Here is a 24,974-nt window from a genome sequence, read left to right as displayed (position 1 = left end):
CCCGACACCAGGAGCCCCCGTGCGTCGCATCGTCGCCTACGTCATCACCTCGCTCGACGGCGCCGTCGACGACCCGAACCGCCTCTTCCCGGCCGACATCGACCCAGAGCACCCCGAGCCGCCCACCTTCGACGACGAGCTCATCGCCCGCGAGACCGCCCTCATCGAGCAGCAGGACGCCGTGCTCCTCGGCCGTCACATGTACGACGCGTGGTCACGCTACTGGCCGACCTCCGACGTCCAGCCCTTCGCCGACTTCATCAACGGCGTCAAGAAGTACGTCGTCACCTCGACACCGCTCACCACCGAGTGGGGCGATGCAGAGGCACTCCACGGCACGCTCGCCGACACCGTCCGCGACCTGAAAGCCCTGCCGGGCAACGACATCGGCGTGCACGGCAGCATCGAGCTCGCCCAGTCACTGATCGCCGAGGGCCTCGTCGACGAGCTGCACCTCGCCGTCGCGCCGGTCGTCGACCCCGAGGGCCGTCGGCTCTTCGAGCGGGCCACCGACCTGCAGCGGCTGACGCTGGTCAGCGCCACGCCGACGCCCACCGGGGCGCTCTGGCTCGTCTACCGCCCTAGGGACGCCGCCCCAGCTGCCCGTTGACGCGATAGCCGCGCACCGCCCGCTTCGACTGCGCCGACATCACTGACGCGTCGCTCTGGTGCGAGAGCACCGACAGCCGGGACATGTTCGACAGCAGCGACACCGCGCTCATCGACGACCCGATCGACAGGAACGACGCGAACGAGCCGACGCCGCCGATCGACAGCACCGAGCCCACGCTCCCGATCGAGAGCACCGACCCCGTCGACCCGATCGACAGGAACGAGTCCCGCGACGCGATCGACCACTTCCCCGTGCGCGACCTCGGCATGCGCCCAGCCTAGGCACGCGTACCCAGATCCGAGGACGTATGCCGTCCGCTGCCCTTCGCGAGGTATCACCCCTTCCGTCCGCTCCTCCTCTCCTGCAACGGCGCCGACCCCACGCACCACGATGCGGCGGACCCGCGCCACCCGGCACACGCAGACCCCTCAGGAGCACCACGTGAGCAGCACGTTCGCCTTCACCGTCCACCCGCGGGCCCGCCTCGGCGAGGACCTCGCCCGCGTCTGGTCGCCGCTCGGCCGCGTGCCGGACCCTGTCTACGACGCGGCGCTGCGCCGTCTCCCGCTGCGCCCGGTCGCCATGGCCGGGATCCACATCGGTGGGGCCCCCGTCGGCCACGTCGTGCTCGTCCCGTTCGGGGCGCGCCACCTGCTCACCTCGCCCGGCGAAGGCCGAGCCCGCGTTCACCGTGCGGTCGACAAGGCCCGCGCCCTCGGCTGCGACGTCGTGGGGCTCGGAGCGCTGACCGCCACGGTGACCGCGGGCGGGGTCTCGCTGCGCAGCCGCACCGACATCGGCGTCACGAACGGCAACGCGTTCACGGCAGCGATCGTCGACGACCAGGCCCGACAGCTCCTGCGCGACGCCGTCGGCCACGCGTCCGACCCGCACGTCGCGGTCGTCGGCGCCACCGGCAGCGTCGGGGCGGCCGTCACCCGGCTACTCGCCCGCGACCGGGCCGTCGCCCGCCTCACCCTCGTCGCCCGCTCGGCCGGACGGCTCGACGCACTCGCCGCCGATGTCGGCCGGCAGGTCCCGACCAGCACCGCCACGACCATGGACGCCGTCGCCACCGCCGACCTCGTCATCCTCCTCACCGCCTCGGCTGACGCCCTGCTCGGGCCGCAGCACCTCGCGCCCGGAGCGGTCGTGCTCGACGCCACGCAGCCGCGCAACACCTCGCCCTCGCTCGTCGACGAACGGCCCGACGTCATAGTCGTGGACGGCGGGGTCGTCGACATCCCGAGCCTTCGCCTCGTCGGCGGCGACATCGGGCTGCCCGACGGCCGCTCCTACGCGTGCTTCGCCGAGACCGCGTTGCTCGCCCTCTCGGGCCACCGCGGCCACTTCTCCATCGGCGTGCCGACGCTCGAGCTCGTCGACGCCACCCGCGGCATGGCGGCCGACCTCGCCCACCTCGGCTTCCGGGCCGCGGAGCCGACGAGCTTCGGCCGGCCGGTCCCCGTACGCCGCGCCACGACGACCCTGGCGGTGGCGTCGTGACGACCCTCGCCCGCGGTGGCGACGGAGTTGGCCACCGCGCCAGCCACCGCGTCGTCCTCCTCGGCGGCGGCTACGTCACCCTCCACGCGTATGCCGGTCTGATGCGTCACGCCGGACGTGCCATCCGCCGCGGCGACTTCCAGGTCGTCGTCATCAGCACCGACGACGCCCACAGCTTCCATGGCTTCACGGGCGAGGTGCTCGCGGGCCTGCTGCCCTACGACCGCACCCGGACTCCCCTCGTCGAGGCGATGCCGCACGCGCACGTCGTCCTCGGGCGGGTGACCTCGATCGACGCCGAGCGCCGTGTCGTCCGCTATCGGCTCGCCGCCGCGTCCGGCGCTGACGGCGGGACCAGCGGGTCCGGCGAGTCCGGCGAGTCCGGCGAGTCCGGCGCGTCGAGCACGGAACGGGTCCTCGACTACGACGCGCTCGTCGTCGGCACCGGCGGCCGCGAGCCAGCGACCACGGTGCCGGGACTGGCCGAGCACGGCTTCACGCTGCGCGCCCCCGGAGACATCGCCGTGCTGGCCGAGCGCGTCCGCGCGGCAGCCGCCCACCGCGGGCTGCGCCGGCACACGGTGCTCGTCGCCGGAGGCGGCATGGCCGGCGTCGAGATGGCTGCGGCGGCCGCCGACCTCGGCGGCGCGCGGGTCCGTGTCGAGCTCGTCCACTCGGGCGACGGCATCCTTCCCGAGCTGCGCGACGACCAGCCCCGTCTGGCACGCCGGGCCGAGCGGGAGCTGAAGCGGCTCGGTGTCCGCGTCCGGCTGGGAGTGCGCCTCGCCTCGGTGACCGAGGACCACGCATACCTCTCCGACGGCACGGCCCTCCCGGCGAGCACCGTCATCGCGACGATCGGCCAGCGGCCCGTCCACGTCCCCGGCCTCGACGCGCACCGCGACCCCCGGGGCCGGCTCGTGACACGGCCCGACCTGTCGGTCGTCGACGGCGTCTGGGCCGCCGGTGACGCCGCGTGCGTCGTCCACCCGACGAGCGGCGAGCCCGTGCCGGCCAACGCGCTGTGGGCGATCAAGGGCGGCGAGCACGTCGGCCGCAACCTCGCGCGGACGCTGCGTGGTCGCCCGACCCGGCCGTTCGCGTACCGCGGCCTCGGCCAAGCGGCGTCCTTCGGCTTCGGCCGATCGATCTCCGAGCTCTACGGCATTCCGTTCACCGGCTGGGTCGCGTGGGTGCTGCGGCTGACGTTCTTCCTGCGGTTCATGCCGAGCCGGCGCAAGGCCGCCCAGGTCGTGGCGGACCTCGCCCGCCACGCGGCACGCGGCCGCACCGCTCCGACCACCGCACCCGCCGACGCCGACCTCGCCGAGGTCCGCACCGCTTAGGCGTCCGCACCGCCTGACGCCGGAGCTGCCGGGGTGTCGAGATGCGCGCGCGCCGGTCGACGTGATGGCATGAAGACCACTTCAGGAGGAGCCATGAGCACGAAGTCCGACAGCGCCGCCACGCCGCCAGCCAAGCCGGCCAAGGGCCCGGCCTCGTACTTCCCGTCGATCGAGCGCACCTACGGCCAGCCGATCGACCACTGGATCGGCCTCGTCCGCGTGCAGCACGCCGCCGGCACGGTCGGGCACGGAGAGCTCGTGACGTGGCTCAAGACCGGGCACGGCCTCGGGCACGGCCACGCCAACGCCGTCGTCGCCCACACGCTCGGCCTCATCGCGGCCGGCGCGTGACCGGTCCGCTCCACGTCACCGACCCGCCCGCTTGTCCAACGTTCGGAAGGAATCGCCAGGCCTCTCCGTTGTCGTCTCAGACGCCCCCACCCCGGGGACCGAACGACGAGGAGCTGAGCGTGCGCGCGATCTGGAACGGCAAGGTCATCGCCGAGAGTGACGACACCGTGGTCGTCGAGGGCAACCACTACTTCCCCCGCGAGTCCGTCGACGACAGTGTGCTCGTCGCCAGCAGCACGCAGACGACGTGCCCCTGGAAGGGCCAGGCCTCCTACTTCTCGATCGCCGTCGACGGCGACACCAACCGCGACGCCGCCTGGTTCTACCCGACGCCGAAGAGCGCCGCCGCGCAGATCCAGGACCGCGTCGCCTTCTGGCGCGGCGTCACCGTCACCGACTGAGGACTCGTCCGCGCAGTCGCGGCTCCGTCACCTGGAGTGGCGGGCCGCGAGCGCGCGGGCGATCCGTTCGACGAGGTCGTAGGGCACCGGGTCCTTGTAGAAGAACCGCACCGTGTCCTTGGTTGTCCGGTGCGGCGCGACCTCGGCCTCCAGGTCCGGGTCGAGCTCGCCGACGGGGTAGAGGCCGACGTGCTTCTTCCATCCCGCGAAGTGGAGGCCGTAGCGGTCGGCGAACATCACGGCCGGCATGCCGTAGCGGATCTTCTCCTCGCCACCCGGCACGCCCCGCAGGATCGCTGCGCGCACCTGCTCGAGCACCTCGCGCTGCTCGGCCGGAAACCCGTCGAGGTATGCCGTCACCGACGTCGGCGCCGCCGTGGCCTTCGTCGCGGGCGCCATCGCGGGTGTCGTCTCTGCCTCGGCCATCGGTCCCCCTCGTCCTCACCACCCTGACCCTCGCCAGTGTGACGGACGGCGTCCCCTGCGGCCATGGTCGATTCGCCGGACACCGGTGCGGCGATCGCCTAGCGTGAGCCGACCACCAGGGGACCAGGGAGCACCATGCGCAGGACCAAGGGACTCGTCACGATCGCCGCCCTCGTGGCGTTGGCCGCGATCGGCGGCAACGCGACGCGGGGGTCCGGCGACGTGGCCCTCGCCGGGTCGGGGCCCGAGCCGCTCGTCACGGTCACCCGCACCACGGCGCCGCAAGCGTCCCGGGCGACAGCCCCTCCCGCGCCCGCGACCACCTCGACGACGCCGACCGCGAAGGCCCCGGCGACAGTGCCGGCGACGACCGGGACGACGTCGAAGGCCGCGACGAAGAGCACCACGAAAGCCACCTCTGCCGCCACGACGTGGGTCGTGACCAAGGTCGTCGACGGCGACACGATCTGGGCCTCACGTGGCGGCGTGACCGAGAAAGTCCGCGTCATCGGCATCGACACCCCGGAGACGGGTCAGTGCGGCTTCACCGAGGCCCGCAACGCCCTGCGCGGCATCATCGGCGGCCAGCGGGTCACCCTGACGCCGGGTGCCCGGACCGACGTCGACCGCTATGGCCGAGCGCTGCGCTACGTCGACGTCAACGGTGTCGACGCCGGGCTGCGCCTCATCAAGCAGGGGTATGCCGTCGCCCGCTACGACTCGCGGGACGGCTACGGGTCCCATCCGCGCGAGGGTGCCTACGTGCGCGCCGACGCCGCGAGCCCGAAGGCCGCCTGTGCCGACCCGAACGCCGGCAGCACGTCGGGCGGCACGAGTGGCAACGGCCTCGCCGGCACCTGGCCCCAGGCTGGCGACAAGTACCCCTGCCCGCAGTCGCGACCGGTCAAGGGCAACGAGGGCTCGATGATCGCCCACGAGCCGACCGACCGCTACTACAACGTCACCAAGCCCGAGCAGTGCTTCGCGACGATGGCCGACGCCGAGGCCGCCGGCTTCCGCCCCGCCAAGGTCTGAGCATCACTGGCGTCCCGTCCCGTCCCGTCCCGCCCCGTCCCGCCCATGAATGACCACCCGCATCACCGGTTGAGCCCGCTCCACCGAGTCGGCATGCTCGCCCGATGAGTGGTCACGCGTCGGAGTCCGGATCCCCTACGCACAGGCCCCAGGCCACGTGCAGCGCTGGGTCGAGGACCGGCTCGGCGGCGACCTCGCGCAGGTCATCGACTGCGTCGGCGGCATGTCGCCGACTGGGTCGTGCTGCTCATCGGGGACCTGCCTGGCTCGCCACCCCCGGCTCCGTGGCGCCACGCCGACCTGGTCCGGGTGAGCGACGCACTCGCCGAAGCGCGGTCGGTGCTGGACGCCGTCGACGCCGGCGACGTGGCCGCGGCGGTGGAGTCCTCACCCATCTTCCTGACCCGGTGGCGAGCGCTGGCTGACCAGCTCCACCTCGTCGACCCGTGGTGGGCGGCGCACCACGACGCGCTGGCCCACCATGCCGAGCGCGCCGCCGGCCTCATCGACGGGGATGCCCTCGTGCACTGGAACATCCGTGCCGACAACGTCGTGCTGACGCCGGACCGGACCGTCCTCGTCGACTGGGGCCAGGCAGGGCGGGGTGCCGCGTGGATGGACCACGCAATGCTCGCGCTCGACTGCTCCATGAGCGGCAGAGAGACGTCCACGGCCGAGCTGGCAAACGCTGACCCCATCCTGCGCGACCGGGACTCGGCGGACCTGCTCGCCCTCGCCGCCGCCGCGGCGATGTCGTTCGTGTCGAGGTCGACCGAGCCGGCACCGCAGAGTCTGCCGACCCTGCCGGCCACCAGCGCGCCGTGGGCCGATGCCTTCCGCCCCTACCTCGCGGAGGCGCTCGCCGAGGTCGGCTGACCTCAGTCGTCGAGGCCGAGGATGCAGGCCGTGCCGACGTCGACGAAGCCCACGCGGCGGTAGATGTCGGCCGCGGCGTCGGACCCTGCCGACAGGAAGACGGTGTCGACGCCGCGCTCGCGGCACGAGGCGACGAGCGTGCTCGTGATCGCCGTCCCGTGACCGTGTCCCCGGTGACCGGGCGGCACCGCGATCCCCATCAGCTCGGCGACGTCGCCGCGGGGAGCCGCCGACCCCGCGCCGCACAGACGGTGGTCCTCGAACGAGGCGACGACCACGAGGTCGCCGCGCTCCATGAGCTCGGGGCGCCGCCCCGGGTCCTTCGGCTTCACCTCGTCGTGCCCGGCGAACCCCGCCGACACCGAGCCCAGGGCGAGCGAGAGGTGCGGCTCGGCAGGCTGCAGCGCCCGGGCCCGCGGGTCCGGCGCCACGACCACGTCGGCCGGCATCACGAGCAACGGGTAGAGGTGCGGCTCGTGACCGGCCGCGCGCACCGCGGGCAGCAGCGACGGGGTGACCTCGTCGACCCACTCGATGGCCCGCGGCACCCCGAGCTGCTGCTGGCGCGCGAGCACACGGCATACGTCCTCGGGCGTGAAGACGCCCCGGCCACCCAGGCGCGGCCGCGCGTAGAACTGCCACCCCGTGCCCTCGTCGGCGACGAAGAGCGTGAAGGGCCCGACCTCCTCGGCAGAGGCGACGGCGCGCGGCACGCAGTCGTAGTACGCCTCGATGCGGTCCAGCCGCGCGTCGTGACCTCGTGCCATGCCGTCACGATGACAGGGACCGCCACCCTCGAGCGACCGAATTGACGCGCCCCCAGCGCCGTTCGGCACCCCTCAGCGCCGCCCGCGACGGGTGCGGAGGTAGTCGGCGACGACGTACTCACCGAGCCGCGCGATGTCGGGCGTGAAGACCCGACCACCCGCCCGGCGCGCCACGGCGTCGACGAACCGTGCGAGCCCGGGGTCGTCGCCGAGCATGAAGATGTTGAGCTGGGCGCCGGAACGTCGCAGCTCGTCGACCTGGGCGACCGTCGCACGCACGGTCTGCTGCGTCGCGGGCCAGTGGAAGGTCGGCCGCCCGTCGATCTCGATGTGCGCCGTCGGCTCACCGTCGGTGACGACGAGGACGACCGGCTCGGCGTCGGGGTGCCGGCGCAGGTGCCGCGACGCGAGCATCAGGGCGTGCTGGAGGTTGGTGCCCTGCACCCACTCGGGCTCGGCCTCGGTGAGCTCGGTGGGCGTCAGCTTCCGCGCCGTGAGGTTGAAGCCGATGATCTGCAGCGCGTCGTGCCGGAAGCGGGTCTGCACGAGGTGCGAGAGCGCGAGCGCCGTCTGCTTCATCGGCCCCCACCGCCCTTCCTGCATCATCGAGAAGGACATGTCGACGCACAGAGCGACCGCGGCGACGGCCCGCCGCTCCGTCTCGGCGACCTCGAAGTCCTCGACGAGCAGCTCCACCCCGCCGCTCCCTGGAGCCGGCGCTCTGCGCCGGAATGCCGGGTCGCCCGGACCCGTCAGGAAATGGGCACTCGACGGGGTGGGGGGCAACCCGCTCGTGGTGGAGTGCCCAGTTCCACGCCCTCGGGCGTTGCGCTGCAATGCGTTGGAGACGGTGCGGACCGTGTCGATGGGCAGCTCGTCGCCGAACTCCCACTGCCGGCTGAGGCCCGTCAGCTCGTCGGCCTGACCGGCGGCGCGGTCGTCGTGGTCACCGCGTCCCGCTGCCTCGACGCGCTCGAAGACCCGCTTGAGCGCCGTCTCCCCCAGCCGCCGCACGGCCCGCGGCGTGAGGCGCAGGCCGTCGTCGCCGCGCGAGACGTAGCCCTGCCGCTCGAGCTCGCGCTCGAGCTGGCGCAGCGCCTCCATGTCGCGGGCGGCGTCGGCGCCGAGGTACTGCTCGAGGCGCTCGACGTCGACGTCGTCGAGGGTGGCGCCGAAGTAGCCCTGTCCGAGCTGCTCGCCGAGCTGCTCGAGGTCGGCGAGCTCGGCCACCGCGCCGACGGCGTCCCCGTAGCCCATCGGCTCGCCCTGCCCCTGCTGCACCGGGCTGCGGCGGTCGAGGCCCGGCCGGAGCGCCCGGAGGTTGTCCGAGAGCTGCGCCATCTGCGAGGCGAGGTCGGGGTCGCCGAGGGCGTCGGACATGAGCTGGCCGAGCTGCTCGCGCTGCTCGGGGGTCAGCGAGGCCATCAGCCGGTCGGCCGCGGCCTGGCGCCGGGCGAGGGCGTCGATGAGCTCGTCGACGGATCCGGGCTGCTCCGGGAAGAGGTCGCCGTGCTTGTCCATGAAGTCGCGGAACTGGTCCTCGGTGTCCTCCCCGCGGGCGTGCGCGGCGAGCAGCTGGTTGAGGTCGGCGAGCATGTCCTTGACCGCCTGCATGGCCTGCGGGTCGTTGCCCGACAGCGCCTGCTTGAGGCCCTCGAACTGCGCGCCGACGACCTCGCGCTGGAGCATCTGCTGGATCTGCTCGAAGGTCTGCTGCGCCTCGGGCGAGTGCCACGCGTAGTCCCCGAGCGCGCGCACGGCGCCGGCGACGTCGTCGGGGATCGTCGCGAGGTCCATCTCCGCGAGGCGGGCGTCGTCGCCGGACTCGCCGGCGAGGGTGTCGCGCTCCTCGGCGAGGGCCTGGTCGAGCATCGCGCGCACCTGGTCGAGCGTGCCGCCGAGGTCGCCACGGCGGCGCGCGGCCTCCCGCAGCCGGCGGACGCGGTCGGCGAGGTCGTCGAGGCCGCGGCGCCCATCCATGCCGCGTCGCATGAGCTCGCGCAGCGCCTCGCGCAGCGAGCCACCGGCCAGGACGTCCTGGCCCACCTCGTCGAGGGCGGAGCGCACGTCGAACGGCGGCGCGAGCGGGTCGGGCCCGCCGTGCCACGGCGTGTAGCGGAAGCGCCCGTGCACGTCACCGCCCTCGCCCGGACCTCTGGGTGGCATCGGCGGTGTCATCGGCACGACCTACGCCCCGTAGACCGTGCGGCCGGCGACGGAGTCCTTGTCGATGCGTCGGGTCAGGTGCAGGCCCTCGAGGACGAACTCGATGGCCGCCGCGACCTGTCCCGGCGTCGCGTCGTCGCCGTGGCCGAGCCGGTCGAGCACCTTGGACAGCCCCGAGATCGGGCCCACCTGGGCGAGCAGGTCGGCGCCGGGCACGAGCTCTCCGGTCTCGACGACGGCACCCTCGGCGAAGAGGTCGGTGAAGCCGGTCAGGTCGAGGCCTGACAGGCGCGCTCGGTAGGTCTCGGCGACCGCGAGGCGCAGCAGGTGCGTCAGCACGTCGCGCTCACGACCCTCCTCGCCCATCTCGAACTCGACCTTGCCGAGGAGCGTGGGCACGACGGTGGGGACGTCGCAGACGCGCGCGACGGCATACGCCTCACCGGTACGGGCCGCACGACGCAGTGCGGAGCCGGCCACCCCCTCGGCCCCGGCGATCGCGAAGCGCGCCGACACCCCCGAGCGCTGGTCGACGGCGGAGGACTCGCGCAGCCCGCGGGTGAAACGCGCCACGACCTCGAGGAGGTGCTCGGGCACGTCGGCGACGAGGTTGGACTCCTGCGCGATGAGGGCGACCTCGTCGCTGACCTCGGTCGGGTAGTGGGTGCGGATCTCGGCGCCGAAGCGGTCCTTGAGCGGCGTGATGATGCGGCCGCGGTTGGTGTAGTCCTCGGGGTTGGCCGTGGCGACGAGCAGCAGGTCGAGGGGCAGCCGCAGCGAGTAGCCGCGGATCTGGATGTCGCGCTCCTCGAGCACGTTGAAGAGCGCGACCTGGATGCGCTCGGCGAGGTCGGGCAGCTCGTTGAGGCCGAAGATGCCGCGGTTGCTGCGCGGCACGAGGCCGTAGTGCACCGTCTCGGGGTCACCGAGCGTGCGACCCTGCGCGACCTTGACCGGGTCGACGTCGCCGACGAGGTCACCGACGCTCGTGTCAGGGGTCGCGAGCTTCTCGGTGTAGCGCTCGCTGCGGTGGCGCCACACGACGGGCAGGTCCTCGCCGAGCTCGGCGGTCATCCGCCGGCAGCGCACGCACGACGGCTGGTGCGGGTCGTCGCCGATCTCGCAGCCCTCGACGACGGGGCTCCACTCGTCGAGCAGGCCCGCGAGCGTGCGCATGAGGCGCGTCTTGCCCTGTCCGCGCTCGCCGAGCAGCACGAGGTCGTGACCGGCGAGCAGCGCCGTCTCGAGCTCGGGCAGCACCGTCTCGTCGAAGCCGACCATCCCCGGGAAGGCGTCCTCACCGGCCCGCAGCCGGGCCAGGAGGTTCTCGCGGATCTCGCTCTTGACGCTGCGGTGGACGTGGCCGGAGGCACGCAGCTCGCCGAGGGTGGTGGCACCGGTGTCGGGGTGGGTCATTGCTTCACGCTACGTCCGACTCCCGACAGTGTCGAAGGGTGCGTATGCCGCGTGCCCGAGTCTCCGGATCTCCGTCGTCTGCTGGTCAGGCCGGCGAGGACTCGGCGCGGTCGCCGGCCCAGTCGGTGTGGAAGGTGCCCTCGCGGTCGGTGCGCGTGTAGGTGTGCGCACCGAAGTTGTCGCGCAGCGCCTGGATGAGCGCGGCCGGCAGGCGGTCGCGGCGCAGTCCGTCGAAGTAGGCGAGCGACGACGCGAAGGCCGGGGCCGGCACACCACGCTCGGCGGACACGGCGACGACGCGGCGCCAGGCCTGCACCCCGTTGCCGATCGCGTCGGCGAACCACGGCGCGGTCAGGAGGGTCTCGAGACCGGGCTCGGCGGCATACGCCTCCTTGATGCGGTCGAGGAAGCGGGCGCGGATGATGCAGCCGCCGCGCCAGATCGTCGCGACCTCACCGAGGTCGAGGTCCCACCCGTGCTCCTTCGACCCGGCGGCGAGCTGGTCGAAGCCCTGCGCGTAGGCGACGATCTTGGACGCGTAGAGCGCGGCGCGGACGTCGTCGACGAAGGCGTCGCGGTCGACGTCACGCTGCGTGGCCGGGTCGAGCTCGGCGAGGTCCGCGAAGGTCTCGCGCACTGCGGCGCGCTGGCTCGTGTGGCCCGACAGGCTGCGGGCGAAGGTCGCCTCGGCGATGCCGGTGACGGGCACGCCGAGGTCGAGAGCGCTCTGCACGGTCCAGCGGCCGGTGCCCTTCTGCTCGGCCGCGTCGCCGACGACGTCGACGAACGGCTTGCCGGTCGAGGAGTCGGTGTGGGCGAGGACGTCGGCGGTCATCTCGATGAGGAAGGACTCGAGATCGCCCTCGTTCCACTCGCGGAAGACGTCGGCGATCTGCGCCGGCTCGAGCCCGAGGACGCTGCGCAGCAGGTCGAAGGACTCGGCGATGAGCTGCATGTCGGCGTACTCGATGCCGTTGTGGACCATCTTGACGAAGTGTCCGGCGGCGTCCGGGCCGAGGTGCGCGGCGCAGGGCGTGCCGTCGACCTGCGCGGCGATGGACTCGACGACGGGCGCGAGGCGCTCGTAGGCGTGGTCCGAGCCACCGACCATGATCGAGGGGCCGTTGAGCGCACCCTCCTCGCCGCCCGAGACGCCCATGCCGACGAAGTGGATCCCCTTGTCGGACAGGGCCTTCTCGCGACGGCGGGTGTCGGCGAAGTACGCGTTGCCGGCGTCGACGACGATGTCGCCCTCGTCGAGCAGCGGCACGAGCTCGTCGATGACGGCGTCGGTCGGGGCGCCGGCCTTGACCATGACGATGATGGCCCGCGGCTTCTGGATCGCTGCGACGAAGTCCTCGATCGTCTCGGCGCCGACGAAGTCACCCTCGTCACCGAACTGCTCCACGAGGCTCGTCATGCGCGAGGTCGTGCGGTTGTGGACCGCCACCGTGTGCCCGTGTCGGGCGATGTTGCGGGCGAGGTTGCGGCCCATCGTGGCGAGGCCGGTGACGCCGATCGTTGCGCGTGTCTCCATGAGGGCGGCAACCTCCTCGGCGACCGGCGCATTCCAGGCCGTCCACCCCTCGGCACGCACCACCCCTGCCACCACCCCTGCCCACCCGCCCGGCGATGGGGTTGGGTGGACCCATGGACGCGGGAGTGCAGCGGCGGGTCGTGGAGCTGGGTGACGAGCTGGCCGGCGAGCTGTCGGGCCTGCCCGCGGACGCCGACCCGGGCGTCCGCGAGGCCCTCGCCGACGGCGTCGCGTCGCTGCGGCGGCTGGCGGACGTGCTCGAGCGGGCCTCGGACGCGGCCGCGGCGGGCCGACCGGCTCCCGTCGACGTCGTCGCGCCGGTGCTCGGCGTCGACGGCTGCAAGGCCGGCTGGGTGGGCGCGCTGCTCGAGCCCGGTGCGCCCCGGCCGCGCATCGTCGTGGCGCCGACCATCGGCGAGCTCGTCGCGATGGTTCGGGAGTCGACCGGCATCCGGGTCGTCGGCATCGACATCCCGATCGGCTTGCCCGACAGCACGATTCGCCAGGCCGACCAGCTCGCGCGGCGGGCGCTCCCCGGCAAGGTGTCCTCGATCTTCTCGACCCTGACGCGCTCGGCGTATGCCGCGGCGACGCGGCTCGAGGCCGACATCGTCAATCGTGGGCTCGTCGGTCAGGGCGTCGGCGCGCAGGCCTTCGCGCTGCGCGACAAGATCGTCGAGGTGGACGCGTGGCTGCGCACCCGACCGACCGTCACGGTGCTCGAGATCCACCCAGAGGTGTCCTTCGCGGCCATGGCGGGCGCCCCGATCGCCGCGAGCAAGAAGACCGACGAGGGTCGCGACCGGCGCCTCGAGGCCCTGGCCGCCGCGGGCATCGCGCGCCCGTCCGTGCTCCGGGGCTCGGGGTATGCCGCCGACGACGTCCTCGACGCCTGTGCGGTCGCGTGGTCGGCCGCCCGGCACGCAGCCGGTCTGGCACGGCCGCTCCCCGACCCGCCCGAGGTGTTCTCCGACGGCATCCCGGCCGCCATCTGGGCCTGAGCGCCGGCCACCGACGCGCGTGCCCGACCATGGGTGCCATGCGGATCACCGTGGACGACCTGACGGACCCGGCCGTCATCGACCTGCTCGACGGGCACGTCTCGCAGCTGCGGTCGATGTCGCCGCCGGAGAGCACGCACGCCCTCGACCTCGACGGGCTGCGAGCGCCGGGCGTCACGCTCTGGGTGGCGCGCGCCGACGACGCGGTGCTCGGCTGCGGGGCCCTGGCCGAGATCGAGCCCGGCCACGGCGAGGTGAAGTCGATGCGCACCGCCCCGGACGCGCAACGCCGTGGGGTCGCTCGCGCAGTGCTGGGCGAGATCCTCGCCGAGGCCCGCCGCCGTGGACTGGCACGGGTCAGCCTCGAGACCGGCTCCGACGACTTCTTCGCGCCGGCCCGTGCCCTCTATGCCGCGCACGGCTTCACCGAGTGCGTGCCGTTCGGCGCCTACCGCCCCGACCCGCTCAGCACCTTCATGACCCTCGAGCTCCGACCTCGCGACTGACGACGCAGACGTCAGCCGCGAGGTGGGCGTCAGCGGCCGACGGCGGTCCGCAGGGCTCCGGCGGTCGCGTCCCAGCCGGGCTGGGTCGGGTGGACGAACTCGGCCGTGTCGCGACCGGGGGTGCCGACGGGCACGAGCCACGCCTTGGAGTTGTCGGCGACGACGTGCGGGTCGAGCCCGTGCACGCGGCCGCCCCAGGCCTGCTTCACCGTGTCGACGAAGTGGTAGTTGTCGGCGCCGGGCTCCGCGTTGAGCTCGGCGACGCCCTGGGCCTGGAGCTGGTCGCCGAGGCGCTGGAGGTCGTTGAGGGCCTTGCCGGCGTCGTAGACCGGGGCGACCTCGGGGATGCCGTAGCTCTCGGAGTTGACGAGGAACGGGTAGCTCAGCAGGTAGACCTGCGCGTGGCCGCCTGACTTCTGCTCGACGGCGCGCAGGGCGTCCTTCGTGCTCTCGACCATCTGGGGCGCCTTCGCCGTGGCCGCGTCCAGCGCCTGCTTGCAGCTGGACGGGTCGCGAAGGGTCAGGCAGTTGACGACGATGGTCGAGAAGCCGATGTCGTTGCCCCCGATGGTGACGAAGACGTAGTCGGTGTCCGGCGTGACCGCGTCGATCTGCGCCCGCGTGACGAGCTGGCACGAGACGGTGCCGGTGTAGAGGTCGTTCACACCCGCGCCGGCGACGAACGTGTAGCGGTAGGAGAAGTCGGGCTGCGCCGGCACGCCGCACAGCCGCTCGGCCTGGGCCCGCTTCAGCCACTCGCTCTTCTGGTCGGGGTAGGCGACCGGGTCGATCGAGTAGGTCGCGGACTTCGTGAAGGCGTTGCCGAGGTCGCGGGGGTGCAGGAGGTCGGCGACCACCCCGCCGCTGCACGCCACGTCGGTGTAGGTCGCACCGATCGAGGCCGCGACCTGCGAGCCGTAGTTGTCGGGCGAGCGGTAGCAGCTGCGCTCCTCGTAGGTCCCCGTGCCGTTGCCGGCCGAGTAGGAGTCGCCGAGCTGGACCACGTGGCGCGTCGTCGCCGCCCGGGCCGTGGGGGCGGTCAGCGCCACGGTCGCGCCGAGGCCCGCGGCCACGGTCAGGGCGGTCGCGACCGCCGTGCGTGCGAGACGGGTGGTGAGCGAGGTTCGGGGCACGGCAGGACTCCTTCGTCCGGTGTCGGTCTCGTGGGGAGAACGAGGCCGGCACCGCCGAGGTCACGCGAGGAGTCCCGCAGGTGCAGCCGTGGACGCAGGCGAAGCGATAGGAGGTATGCCGTCACGACGGTCGTGACGGCATACCTCCTCTGCGTGCGGCGGGGCTCAGCCCTGCGCGAGCTGGGACACGTCGTCCCACTTCTCCCACGTCTCGATCCGCGAGGCGTAGTCCGCCTTGGCGATCGAGAGCGGGGCCGCGCCGAAGAAGACGCGCAGCGGCGGCTCGTCGGCGTCGACGACCTTGAGGACGGCGGCGGCCGAGGCCTTGGGGTCGCCGGGACCGCTCGTGTTGCGGGCTGCGCGCTCGCGGTGGGTGCGCTCGCGGATGGCGTCGTACGTCGACAGCGGCTCGGAGTGCTTCGCCGACGGGCCGGCCCAGTCGGTGGAGAACCCGCCCGGCTCGATGAGGGTGACCTTGATGCCGAAGGGCGCGACCTCCTGGGCGAGCGACTGGCTCAGGCCCTCGAGCGCCCACTTCGACGCGTGGTACGCGCCGACGATCGGGAAGGCGGAGATGCCGCCGATCGAGCTGACCTGGATGATGTGACCCGAGCCCTGCTCGCGCATGATCGGCAGCGCGGCCTGGGTCACCCAGAGGGCACCGAAGAAGTTGGTCTCCATCTGGGCGCGGACGTCGTCCTCGCTCAGCTCCTCGACGAAGCCGAAGTGGCCGTAGCCGGCGTTGTTGACGACGACGTCGAGGCGGCCGAAGCGCTCGTGCGCCTGCTTCACGGCGGCGATGTCGGCGTCGCGGTCGGTGACGTCGAGGGCGATCGGCAGCAGCCGGTCGCCGTAGATCTGGGCGAGGTCGTCGAGGGTGCTGGTGTCGCGGGCCGTCGCGGCGACGTTGTCGCCCCGCTCGAGGGCGGCGGCCGCCCACTCGCGACCGAACCCACGGGACGTTCCGGTGATGAGCCACGTTTTCGTCATGCGCTCGACGCTATGACTTCGAGTGCGCTCCAACGCAAGCCGCGCGGTCGGCCGCGGTCGATGTGAAACACGGATGTCACGCCGATCTCACCGAGACGCAACGTCGTGGGTGCAGCGTGGGTGGTGACGGCTTCGCGGGGGATCGCGGAGTGCATGCGATGAGGCCGCCGCGGGGCCGTCTGTCGTGATCCCGCGAAGGAGAAGCCATGAACCACCTCAGATCGATCGTCCGGTGGCTCGACGACTACACCCTCTGGGCCTTCAACCCCACCGCACGTTGGAGGTCATGCCGTCACCCACCAAGCTCCCGGCATCACCTCGAACGGGGTGAGAGGTCAGGGGCGGGCGGCGCGGGCCGCTCGGGCGAGCCAGGTCAGGGCGTCCTCGGCCGTGCGCAGCACCGAGATGTGGCCGTCGCCGGGCTGGAGCCAGAGCTCGGCGCCCGGGATGGCCCGGGCGAGCCACTCGCCGTGGGACGCCGGCACCATGCGGTCGGCGGCGCCGTGGACGACGAGGGTGGGTGCAGTGACGTCCGCCAGGTCGAAGCCCCAGTCGGAGACGTAGGCGAGGTCGTCGTCGATGAGCGCGGCCGGACCGGCAGCCAGGGCCGGGCCGACGACCGACCCGAACCAGCCCCACGGCCCGGAGAAGGCCTCCTGGTCGGCGGGCACGAACCCGAAGTCGACCTCGCCCTCCGGCACCTGCGCGGCGGCGGCCTCGTGCGTCTCCTTGGCCTCCCGCCCTGCCGCGGCGGCCCGTAGCGAGGCCTCGCCGCCCGGCGCCATCCCGGCGAACCAGTCGAGCCCGAAGGCGCCGAACGGCGCCACCGGCGAGACGCTGACGACGCCACGGACCCGGTCGCCGAGCAACGCGGCAGGAGCGAGCGCGTGCGTGCCGCCGCCCGAGTGGCCCATCACCGCAATGGAGCCCACGCCGAGGTGGTCGGCGACCGCAGCCACGTCGCGCGCCGCCGAGGCGACGTCACGACCGGGGCGAGCGGTCGACCCGCCGTAGCCGGGCCGGTCGTAGGACACCCACCGGATGCCCAGCCGCGCGGCGGCGTCGAAGAGAGGGCGGGGTGGCGCGCCGATGTTGGGCGTGCCGTGGTGCCAGACGACGACGAGTGGCTCGACGCCCGTGGTTCCCGGGTCCCCCGTGTCGTAGACGTGCAGCACGTGCCCGTCGCCGAGGTCGACGTCGCTCTCGGTCACGGTCACGGTCACCGGAGTGGTCGGGGTGCTCGAGGTGCTCGGGGTGCTCGGGGTGTCGGTCACAGTCCTTCGGCCTTTCGTCGGAGGTGGTCCTGCTCGGGGATGCTCGTCGTCAGGCGTGACGCGAGCAGGTAGCTCTCACGGGCCTGTTCGGTGTCACCGGTCATCTCGAGCAGGTGCGCGCGCACCGCGTGCAGCCGGTGGTGCCGGGCCAGGCGCTTGTCCTGCTCGAGGTCGTCGAGCACGGCGAGCCCGGCCGCCGGGCCCTCGACCATGGCGAGCGCCACGGCCCGGTTGAGGCTCACGACCGGTCCCGGGGCGAGCTGCTCGAGCAGCCCGTAGAGCGCCAGCACCTGCGCCCAGTCGGTCTCGGCCGCCGACGGCGCCTCGTCGTGCACGGCCGCGATGGCCGCCTGCACCTGGTAGGGCCCGAGCCTGGTCCGGGTCAGCGCGTCGCTGATGAGGGCGACGCCCTCGCTGACGTATGCCGCGTCCCACCGGGAGCGGTCCTGCTCGGCGAGCGGGACGAGCTCACCGGCGACGTTCGTGCGGGCCGGGCGGCGCGCCTCGGTCAGCAGCATGAGGGCGAGCAGGCCGGTGACCTCACCGTCGTCGGGGAGCAGGGCGTGCACCTGGCGGGCGAGCCGGATCGCCTCTGCCGTCAGGTCGACCCGGTGCAGCTCACCACCGCTGCTCGCGGTGTGGCCCTCGGTGAAGACGAGGTAGAGGACGTGCAGGACCTCCCGCAGCCGGGCCGCCGCGTCGTCCGGCGGCGGCATGCGGAACTCTGCCCCCGCGTCGCGGATCTGCTTCTTGGCGCGGCTGATCCGCTGGCCCATCGTCGCCTCGGGCACGAGGAACGCGTGCGCGATCTGGGCCGTCGTCAGGCCGCCGACGGCCCTGAGCGTCAGGGCGATCCGCGCCGCCGGGGCCAGCGCCGGGTGGCAGCAGAGGAGGAGCAGCGTCAGGGTGTCGTCGCGGTCGGCCGACCCCACGGCATACGCAGGCGGGGCGACCAGGGAGTCGGCAGGCGCCCTCGTCGCGTCGGCGAGCTCACGACGCTCGCGCGCCTCGTCGCTGCGCAGCCCGTCGATGAGGCGCCGCGAGCCGACGCGGATGAGCCATGCCTTGGGGTCGTCCGGCACGCCCTCCTCGGGCCACTGGGCCGCCGCCGCGAGCAGCGCCTCCTGCGCGGCCTCCTCGGCGCGGTCGAAGTCGCGGTAGCGGCGCACGAGCGCACCGATGACCTGCGGCAGCACGCTGCGCCACAGCTCGTCGGTCACCACGGATGCGCCCACGCCACAGGCCTTCTCAGAGGTCCTCGGCCGATCCGCCCATGAGCGGTCGCACCTCGACGGCGGCGAAGCGGGCGTCGGGGAAGCGCCCCGCGATCTCCTCGGCCCGCTCCGGCGTCGCGCAGTCGACGACGAAGTAGCCCGCCATCTGCTCCTTCGACGAGGCGATGGGCCCGTCGGTGACGAGGCTCTCGCCGTCGCGCACCCGGACGCTGCGCGCGGTCAACGGGTCGGCGAGCGCCTGCGCGGTCACGAGCTCACCTGACTCGCTAATCTCGGCCATGAGCTCCTCGAAGTCGCGCAGCATCCCGGCACGCTCGTCGTCGGTCATCGCCGCAGCCTCCGGCGTGCGCAGGAAGATCGGGTGCCCCCACGTCTGCGGGTTGCTCCAGATCATCAGCAGGTACTTCATCTCGACTCCCTCGTCACGCCGTCGCACGGCCTTGCCATCGCTCTGTCGTCCGGGACGTCGGAGCGGGCGGCGCGATCTCGACACCGTTGCCGACCCTTCCACACCGGTGTCCGGATCGGCTCGCGGTAGCGTCGCTGCGTGTCCGCCGGCGACGTCCCTCCGCACCGCCCGACCGCCCTCGACGACCGCGCCGCCGAGGCCGAACGGTCCGTGACGGCGCTCTTCGCCGGCTCCCTGGGCCGAGTGCCGCTGACGCACCTCGCCCGGATCGTGCACCCCGCACCCGGGTCGCGCACGCTCGGCGGCCTGCGCGGGACGTGGCACTACTGGTGGCAGGCGCACTACCTCGACGCCGTCGTCGACGCGGGCCTGCGTGCGCTCCGGACCGGCGACCTGGCCGGGGCGGCCCAGCGTGCGGCTCGGGGAGACCGGCTGCTGAGCACGATCCGGCTGCGCAACCGGGTGCGCTGGACCAACGACTTCTACGACGACATGGCGTGGCTCGCCCTGGCCGCCGGCCGGCTCCGGCTCCTGCACGACGCGATCGGCCGCACGGCCCGGCGCCGTCGCCTCCGGTCGGCCGACCGGCACCTCACCGAGCAGCTCCGCTCGGCGCACACCGACGACCTCGGCGGCGGCCTCTTCTGGAGCCGCGACCGCGACTTCAAGAACAGCCCCGCGACGGGCCCGGCCGCCCTCCACCTCGCGCGACTCGGCGAGACGGACGAGGCACGTCGGCTCGTCGGCTGGCTCTACGCACGCCTGTGGTCCCCGGACAGCGGGCTCGTGCTCGACGGCATCCGGTTGCAGGGCGGCACCGAGGTGCTCGTCCCCGACGTGTGGTCCTACAACCAAGGCACGGTGCTCGGCGCGCTCGTGACCCTCGGCGACCCCGAGAGCCTCGCCCGGGCCGCGGCGCTCGTCGCGGCGGTCGACGCGCGACTGACCGTCGAGGTCGACGGCGTGCTGGTGCTGCGCACGCACGGCGGCGGTGACGGTGGCCTCTTCACCGGCATCCTCGTGCGCCACCTGGCGCTCGCGGCCGACGCCCCGGCCCTCGACGCGGCGGCGCGGGAGACCGCCGGGCGGCTCGTCTCCGGCACGGCCGACGCGCTGTGGCGCGGTCGGGGCAGCCTGCCCGTCGCGGGTGCCCGTGACCCGTCGGTCTTCCCCGTCGAGCCGGGCGGGCGCCCGCCGGCGTCGCCGCTCGAGCTGTCGCCGCAGCTGCAGGCGTGGACCGTCCTCGAGGCCGCCGCCGCGCTCTCCTGAGCGCTCCCGTGAGCCGACGGACGACCGTTGGTATGCCGGCAGACCCGTTCTCCGCGTGTCGCGCGGTGCGTCGCCGGGCGGGCTGCAACAGCGGTCGTCGGGCGGCTGCGCAGGTCTCGCTTCGGGCACGAAGGCTGGGGGCGGGCTGGGAATCGCGCCGCTCCCGGGTGAGACTCGAAGGGTGCGCACCCGCCGAACCGGCACCGCTGCCGTCACCGCCGTCGCCGGCCTGACCGCCGGCCTGCTGCTCGGCGCCTGCTCCACCACGGGGCCGACCGACGACCGCGGCGCCGGGACCCCGGGGCCGCGCCCCACGGCATACGCCAGCACATCGGCCAGCCCCACGAAGACCACACCGCCTCCCACGACGAGCACCCCCGCACCCTCGGAGACGAAGCCGGCGCCCGACCCGGCCTCGGTCGCGGCGCTCATCGCGACCCGCTACAACGCTGGCACCCTGAGGCTCGGGCGCGAGCGCGGCAGCACGAGCGCCTACCGGCAGTACTTCGTCACCTACGAGAGCAACGGCCTGCGCATCTCCGGGCGCATCAACATCCCGCGGGGCAACGGCCCGTTCCCGGCCGTCGTCCTCGCCCACGGCTACGTCGACCCGGCGGTCTACACCAACGGCGAGACGATGCTCCGCGAGCGTGACCGTCTCGCCCGCCAGGGCTACGTGACGCTGCACATCGACTACCGCAACCACGCGCAGTCCGACAAGGACCCGCGCAACGACGCGAACCTCCGGGCCGGCTACACCGTCGACGCGATCAACGCCGGTCTCGCGCTGAAGAAGGCCGGCTACGTCGACCCCGACCGGGTCGCGCTCGTCGGGAGGTCGATGGGCGGCGGCGTCGTCTACAACGTGCTCGTCGTGCGCCCCGGACTCTTCCGCGCCGCAGTGGCCTACGCACCGGTGAGCTCCGACACCGTCGACAACTTCGACAAGTGGGTGCGGCGCGACACCTCTCGGGCGGGTGCGGCCCGTGCCCTCATGGGGCGGCTCGGCACGCCGGAGGCGAACCCGGCCGCCTGGGCCGCCACGAGCCCCCGGACGTACTTCGCGCGCATCACCGAGCCGCTGCTCATCCACCATGGCACGGCCGACGAGGACTGCCCCATCGCGTGGTCGCGCGAGTCGGTCGCGGCGCTGCGGGCCCAGGGCAAGTCGGTCGAGCTCGACGTCTATCCCGGCGGTCGGCACACGCTGACCTCACCCCAGTGGGACACCTCGATCCGGCGCACCGAGGCCTTCCTCGCCAAGCACCTGAACTGAGAGGGCCGCTCAGCTCTCGGACAGCCCCAGCAGGCGAGCACCGTTGTGCCACAGCACCGCCCGCATCCAGTCGTCACCGAGACCCAACCGGGCGAGCGCCTCGAGCTGGTGAGCGTAGGCATACGGGATGCTCGGGAAGTCCGAGCCGAGCACGACCCGGTCACGCAGGCCGGCGAGCCGCTCGACGTACCCGTCGGGGAAGGGCGCGAAGCGGTTGGTGAAGTCGGTGCCGTTCATCGTCGTGTCGAGGTGCACCCCCGCGAACTCGTCTGCGAGGTCGGCGAACTCGTGGTACTCCGGCATGCCGAGGTGTGCCACGACGAGGACGAGGTCGGGGTGCCGGCGCAGCACCTCGCGCACCCCCGCCGGGCCGGTGTGGGTGCCCTGCAAGGGCGCCGAGCCGGCGTGGACGACGACGGGCACGCGGGCCGCCTCGAGGCGCGCCCATGCCGGCTCGAGCCGCTCGTCGTCGGGGGTGAAGTCACCGACCTGGACGTGCATCTTGAACAGGCGTGCACCGTCGTCGAGCGCTGTGGCCACGTAGTCGCCGACGCCGGGCTCCGGGTAGAAGGTCGCGCAGTGCACGGCATCGGGCACGCGCCGCGCGAAGTCGGCGCACCAGTCGTTCAGCCACTGCGCCATGCCCGGCTTGTGCGGGTAGGCCAACGCCGGGATCGCCTTGAGCCCCAGGGTGCGCAGCGTCTCCAGTCGTTGCGCTTCGTCGTCTCGGTAGGTGACCGGCCACGGCGCGCCGTAGTGCTTCTCGGCCTCGTCGAAGTAGCCCCAAACCTTGCGCTGCATCGAGTCGGGCAGGAAGTGCACGTGGATGTCCGCGAGCCCCGGCAGCCCGAGAAAGCGCAGGTAGGCCGGCACCTCGGCATCCGTCGCGGGGCCCGGCGTCGTCGTGGTCGCGTCAGCCGTCGTCACGACTCGCAGCGTAGGCGAGTCGGGAACTGGGCACTCGACGAGAAGCCCCAGTCGAGTGCCCACGAACCGACGTCGGGAACTGGGCACTCGACGAGAAGCCCCAGTCGAGTGCCCACGAACCGACGTCGGGAACTGGGCACTCGACGAGAAGCTCGAGTCGAGTGCCCAGTTTTCGACGACGTCGTGTGGGCTCAGCCGGCGAGGGCGCCCATCGGGTCCCACGCGGGCAGCACGATCGGGTCCTGGTCCAGCGCCTCCTGCAGCTCGGCCGGCAGCGCGTCGCGCCGGACGGCCACCTCGAAGACGAACTCGGCGAACCACGAGTCGTTCATCGTCATGAAGCCCTTGTCGCCCTTCTCGGTGCCCCAGCTGTTCTCGACGCGCCAGCGCCGCGGCACGTCGTCGTGCAGGTCGATGCCGGTGAAGAGCATGGCGTGCGTCATGAGCGACTCGTGGTGGAGCAGCCGGTCGGCCTTGCCAAGGCTCGGGTCGGTGCCGTAGAGCGCGGCGTGGTCGAAGAGGGCGGCGTCCCAGACGCCGAGGTCGGCGTGCGACATCTGGCCCGTGTCGCAGCCGAACCACACCGGCTCGCCGCCGACGATCGCCTGTGCGGCAAGGGACTTCATGAGGTCGGGCTCGACGTTGAGGTAGGTGACGGGCGGCGCACCGACGACGTTGCCGAGGTGCTCGACGGTGAACGTGCGGCCGTAGGGGCTGGTGGCGCGCGGGTCGTTGACGAGGCAGACGTAGTCCTCGAGCGGCACGGTGACGTAGCGCTCGGCGAACTCGAGCGGGGTCATGGCGCCGTCGCGGTGGAAGCCACCCTCGGTGTCCTTCCACTGCCAGACGAACGACTCGGGCGGCGTGCCGAGGTGGATGCACAGCAGCCGGTGGATCGAGGCGAGCACCTGCTCCTTGGCCTCGAGCAGGTCCGCCTCGGACGCGCCGTCAGCGGCCTGGGCGCGCAGGTCGCGCGCCGCCTGGCGCAGGATCGTGGAGATGTCGCGGTTCATCAGGCGCGTGTTGCTCGAGCTCTTCGTCTCGGGCATCGCGACCTTGGGCACGAGTCCGTGCTTGACGACGAGCGCGACGAACATGTTCCACTGGCCGCCGTCCTCGGCCGGCGTCGCGAGCAGGTGGGCGACCGTGCGGTCGTCGACGGCCCCGTCGGCCGTGGCGATGATCGACTCGAGCCAGTGGTTGGCCTTCTCGAACTTGTCCCAGAAGAGCAGGTGGTTCTGCGAGAACTCGAAGTCCTTGACCCCGAGCTTGGCGCGCGCACCGGCGCGGAGCAGGTTGGTGCCGGCGAAGAGCCAGCAGCGGCCGCTCTTCTCCTGCGACGTCGCGGCCCAGTCGTCGAGCAGGTGCGACACCGAGTGGTCGATGCCCGTCACGACGCGGCGGTCGAGGGCGATGTCGTCGACCGAGGTCGTCGTGACGGCGTTCTGCAGCATGCGGGCGGTGGGGTCGGCCTCGAACGCCTTCGTGAGGCGCTCGACGAGGTCGGGGGCGAGGTCGTGCGGCATGGGCCACTCCTTCGAGCTTCTCGGGATCCTTGCATCGTATGCCGGGGGTCGCGGCCGATTGGGCGCTCCGGTCCGCAGGTCGACGATCCGTCCTGAGCCGGCACGTCCCTGCCCCACCTCCCGTCGAGTGAGCGCCTCGTCACAGCCCTCTCCGTCCGTCCGCAGACGAGGTCTCACGCGCCTAGCTTCGTAGGGGAGAGACGTCGCGGCGGCTCGGGCCGCCTGGAGGTGGACGCACCGTGGAGACCGAGCTGTTCGTGCACTTCGCCGAGATCGCCGGCGTCTTCGTCGGGTCCGGCGCCCTCATCAGCCTTCGGAGCACGCACGTCACCGACGTGCACGACGTGGTCTATCTCCAGGCCGCGCTCTACGTGACGGCACTCGCCGCCGGGGTCGCCCTCGCCAGCTACACGCTCCTCGTCTACGTCATGAGCCAGAAGCACGACGCGACGACGGGCCAGGACGGCGCCTGACGTCCGCTCCCCACCGATCCCACACATCAGAGGCGGTGCTACGTTGCCGCGGTGTCGGTCTTGAGCTGGGTGGGTCGTGTCGGCGTGCTCCGCATCCTCATCCCGATCATGGCGCTCACGGCCCTCGTGGTCGGAGCCGGCGCCCTAGGACCCGCCCTGGCCGCCTCGCGGGGTGAGGGCCTGCCGGGCACCGTCACGGTCACCCGCGAGCAGTGCGGCAAGGGTGGCTGCCAGCCGTTCGGCCGCTACGTCAGCACCGACGGGAGCGTGACGCTCCCCGACGCGCACCTCGACGGCGACGGAGCGGTCGGGGACCGCGTCTCCGTCGTCTACCTGGGCGAGTCGAGCCCGGCACAGGTGCACGTGCCGGGGTCCGACCTGTGGGTCCTGATCGCCGTCTTCCTCGTCGTGGCGGGCGCCTTCATCGCGTGGTGGCTCTGGGACATCGCCCGGGCGGTGCACCGGCGCCTGCGTCGACCCTCGGCCCGTCTGTAGGAGCTGCCCGTCAGCCTGCC

Annotated in this window: 26 protein-coding genes; 13 read left to right on the top strand and 13 right to left on the bottom strand. The window is 72.9% G+C overall.

Going from position 1 to position 24,974, the window contains the following annotated elements:
• The first annotated feature begins 19 nt into the window (after nt 1–19).
• Nucleotides 20–610: a dihydrofolate reductase family protein gene (locus IEY30_RS05475; protein ID WP_030197989.1), complete on the top strand. Its 591-nt coding sequence runs from the start codon at nt 20–22 to the stop codon at nt 608–610.
• Here the strand turns inward: IEY30_RS05475 and IEY30_RS05470 are convergent.
• The gene (locus tag IEY30_RS05470; RefSeq protein WP_081920471.1) at nt 582–881 is read right to left on the bottom strand and encodes a hypothetical protein; all 300 of its coding nucleotides are present in this window, start codon (nt 879–881) and stop codon (nt 582–584) included. The two genes, IEY30_RS05475 and IEY30_RS05470, sit on opposite strands and share 29 nt — an antisense overlap.
• A gap of 173 nt (nt 882–1,054) precedes the next feature.
• Between IEY30_RS05470 and IEY30_RS05465 the strand changes: the two genes are divergently transcribed.
• From IEY30_RS05465 to IEY30_RS05450, 4 genes are all read left to right on the top strand, one after another.
• Nucleotides 1,055–2,119, top strand: a complete 1,065-nt coding sequence (locus IEY30_RS05465; protein ID WP_030197984.1) for a saccharopine dehydrogenase NADP-binding domain-containing protein — start codon at nt 1,055–1,057, stop codon at nt 2,117–2,119.
• A complete protein-coding gene (locus tag IEY30_RS05460) occupies nt 2,116–3,465 on the top strand; it encodes an NAD(P)/FAD-dependent oxidoreductase (RefSeq protein WP_030197981.1) in 1,350 nt (449 codons plus the stop codon). The genes IEY30_RS05465 and IEY30_RS05460 overlap by 4 nt, the downstream gene beginning before the upstream one ends.
• A 93-nt stretch (nt 3,466–3,558) precedes the next feature.
• Nucleotides 3,559–3,816 (top strand): DUF4287 domain-containing protein, encoded by a 258-nt coding sequence (locus tag IEY30_RS05455; protein ID WP_030197980.1) that lies wholly within the window; start codon nt 3,559–3,561, stop codon nt 3,814–3,816.
• A gap of 119 nt (nt 3,817–3,935) precedes the next feature.
• Nucleotides 3,936–4,217, top strand: a complete 282-nt coding sequence (locus tag IEY30_RS05450) for a DUF427 domain-containing protein (RefSeq protein ID WP_030197979.1) — start codon at nt 3,936–3,938, stop codon at nt 4,215–4,217.
• Between the two features lie 27 nt (nt 4,218–4,244).
• On the opposite strand, the gene IEY30_RS05445 is transcribed toward IEY30_RS05450, so the two are convergent.
• Complete coding sequence (locus tag IEY30_RS05445) at nt 4,245–4,643, bottom strand: iron chaperone (RefSeq protein WP_030197978.1); 399 nt, start codon at nt 4,641–4,643, stop codon at nt 4,245–4,247.
• 135 nt (nt 4,644–4,778) lie between these two features.
• Here IEY30_RS05445 and IEY30_RS05440 point away from each other — a divergent pair, with 135 nt between their 5' ends.
• Entirely contained in the window at nt 4,779–5,678 is a 900-nt protein-coding gene (locus IEY30_RS05440) for a thermonuclease family protein (protein WP_081920470.1), read from the top strand.
• A 309-nt stretch (nt 5,679–5,987) separates the two neighbouring features.
• The gene (locus IEY30_RS05435; RefSeq protein ID WP_156035249.1) at nt 5,988–6,554 is read left to right on the top strand and encodes a BUD32 family EKC/KEOPS complex subunit; all 567 of its coding nucleotides are present in this window, start codon (nt 5,988–5,990) and stop codon (nt 6,552–6,554) included.
• A 2-nt stretch (nt 6,555–6,556) separates the two neighbouring features.
• On the opposite strand, the gene IEY30_RS05430 is transcribed toward IEY30_RS05435, so the two are convergent.
• The 4 genes from IEY30_RS05430 to gnd form a co-directional block, all read right to left on the bottom strand.
• Nucleotides 6,557–7,321 (bottom strand): GNAT family N-acetyltransferase, encoded by a 765-nt coding sequence (locus tag IEY30_RS05430; protein WP_030197967.1) that lies wholly within the window; start codon nt 7,319–7,321, stop codon nt 6,557–6,559.
• A 72-nt stretch (nt 7,322–7,393) separates the two neighbouring features.
• Complete coding sequence (locus IEY30_RS05425; RefSeq protein ID WP_229674848.1) at nt 7,394–9,499, bottom strand: vWA domain-containing protein; 2,106 nt, start codon at nt 9,497–9,499, stop codon at nt 7,394–7,396.
• A 9-nt stretch (nt 9,500–9,508) separates the two neighbouring features.
• Entirely contained in the window at nt 9,509–10,903 is a 1,395-nt protein-coding gene (locus IEY30_RS05420; RefSeq protein WP_030197962.1) for a sigma 54-interacting transcriptional regulator, read from the bottom strand.
• Between the two features lie 85 nt (nt 10,904–10,988).
• Nucleotides 10,989–12,440, bottom strand: coding sequence for an NADP-dependent phosphogluconate dehydrogenase (gene gnd / locus IEY30_RS05415; protein WP_030197960.1), 1,452 nt, complete (start codon nt 12,438–12,440; stop codon nt 10,989–10,991).
• 113 nt (nt 12,441–12,553) lie between these two features.
• Here gnd and IEY30_RS05410 point away from each other — a divergent pair, with 113 nt between their 5' ends.
• Nucleotides 12,554–13,441, top strand: a complete 888-nt coding sequence (locus tag IEY30_RS05410; RefSeq protein WP_162181005.1) for a DUF429 domain-containing protein — start codon at nt 12,554–12,556, stop codon at nt 13,439–13,441.
• 38 nt (nt 13,442–13,479) lie between these two features.
• The gene (locus IEY30_RS05405) at nt 13,480–13,947 is read left to right on the top strand and encodes a GNAT family N-acetyltransferase (protein WP_030197955.1); all 468 of its coding nucleotides are present in this window, start codon (nt 13,480–13,482) and stop codon (nt 13,945–13,947) included.
• Between the two features lie 29 nt (nt 13,948–13,976).
• Here IEY30_RS05405 and IEY30_RS05400 read toward each other — a convergent pair whose 3' ends face one another.
• The 5 genes from IEY30_RS05400 to IEY30_RS05380 form a co-directional block, all read right to left on the bottom strand.
• Nucleotides 13,977–15,080 carry an SGNH/GDSL hydrolase family protein gene (locus IEY30_RS05400; protein ID WP_030197952.1) on the bottom strand — a complete coding sequence of 368 codons (1,104 nt, stop codon included), beginning with the start codon at nt 15,078–15,080 and terminating at the stop codon, nt 13,977–13,979.
• 165 nt (nt 15,081–15,245) lie between these two features.
• Nucleotides 15,246–16,070 (bottom strand): SDR family oxidoreductase, encoded by an 825-nt coding sequence (locus IEY30_RS05395; protein ID WP_030197944.1) that lies wholly within the window; start codon nt 16,068–16,070, stop codon nt 15,246–15,248.
• Nucleotides 16,071–16,405: 335 nt separating this feature from the next.
• Nucleotides 16,406–17,344 carry an alpha/beta fold hydrolase gene (locus tag IEY30_RS05390; RefSeq protein WP_081920469.1) on the bottom strand — a complete coding sequence of 313 codons (939 nt, stop codon included), beginning with the start codon at nt 17,342–17,344 and terminating at the stop codon, nt 16,406–16,408.
• Nucleotides 17,341–18,579, bottom strand: a complete 1,239-nt coding sequence (locus IEY30_RS05385; RefSeq protein WP_081920468.1) for an RNA polymerase sigma factor — start codon at nt 18,577–18,579, stop codon at nt 17,341–17,343. Before IEY30_RS05385 ends, IEY30_RS05390 begins: the two co-directional genes overlap by 4 nt.
• A 13-nt stretch (nt 18,580–18,592) precedes the next feature.
• Nucleotides 18,593–18,988, bottom strand: a complete 396-nt coding sequence (locus tag IEY30_RS05380) for a YciI family protein (RefSeq protein WP_030197939.1) — start codon at nt 18,986–18,988, stop codon at nt 18,593–18,595.
• Between the two features lie 138 nt (nt 18,989–19,126).
• On the opposite strand from IEY30_RS05380, the gene IEY30_RS05375 reads away from it, so the two are divergent.
• On the top strand, nt 19,127–20,257 hold the full coding sequence (locus IEY30_RS05375) for a glycoside hydrolase family 76 protein (RefSeq protein WP_030197937.1): 1,131 nt from the start codon (nt 19,127–19,129) through the stop codon (nt 20,255–20,257).
• Nucleotides 20,258–20,438: 181 nt separating this feature from the next.
• Nucleotides 20,439–21,533 (top strand): alpha/beta hydrolase family protein, encoded by a 1,095-nt coding sequence (locus tag IEY30_RS05370; protein ID WP_081920467.1) that lies wholly within the window; start codon nt 20,439–20,441, stop codon nt 21,531–21,533.
• 9 nt (nt 21,534–21,542) lie between these two features.
• Here IEY30_RS05370 and IEY30_RS05365 read toward each other — a convergent pair whose 3' ends face one another.
• Both IEY30_RS05365 and IEY30_RS05360 read right to left on the bottom strand, forming a co-directional pair.
• Nucleotides 21,543–22,460, bottom strand: coding sequence for an amidohydrolase family protein (locus IEY30_RS05365; RefSeq protein ID WP_030197930.1), 918 nt, complete (start codon nt 22,458–22,460; stop codon nt 21,543–21,545).
• Nucleotides 22,461–22,651: 191 nt separating this feature from the next.
• Nucleotides 22,652–23,986, bottom strand: coding sequence for a C1 family peptidase (locus tag IEY30_RS05360; RefSeq protein WP_030197926.1), 1,335 nt, complete (start codon nt 23,984–23,986; stop codon nt 22,652–22,654).
• 239 nt (nt 23,987–24,225) lie between these two features.
• On the opposite strand from IEY30_RS05360, the gene IEY30_RS05355 reads away from it, so the two are divergent.
• The gene (locus IEY30_RS05355) at nt 24,226–24,459 is read left to right on the top strand and encodes a hypothetical protein (RefSeq protein WP_030197922.1); all 234 of its coding nucleotides are present in this window, start codon (nt 24,226–24,228) and stop codon (nt 24,457–24,459) included.
• Nucleotides 24,460–24,510: 51 nt separating this feature from the next.
• On the top strand, nt 24,511–24,954 hold the full coding sequence (locus IEY30_RS05350) for a hypothetical protein (protein ID WP_156035245.1): 444 nt from the start codon (nt 24,511–24,513) through the stop codon (nt 24,952–24,954).
• Nucleotides 24,955–24,974: the final 20 nt, after the last annotated feature.

The sequence above is a fragment of the Terrabacter tumescens genome (genome assembly GCF_014646815.1).
GTDB lineage: Bacteria > Actinomycetota > Actinomycetes > Actinomycetales > Dermatophilaceae > Terrabacter > Terrabacter tumescens.
The sequence above is the reverse complement of the archived record's forward strand: the minus strand, read 5'-3'. Positions and strand labels throughout refer to the sequence as shown.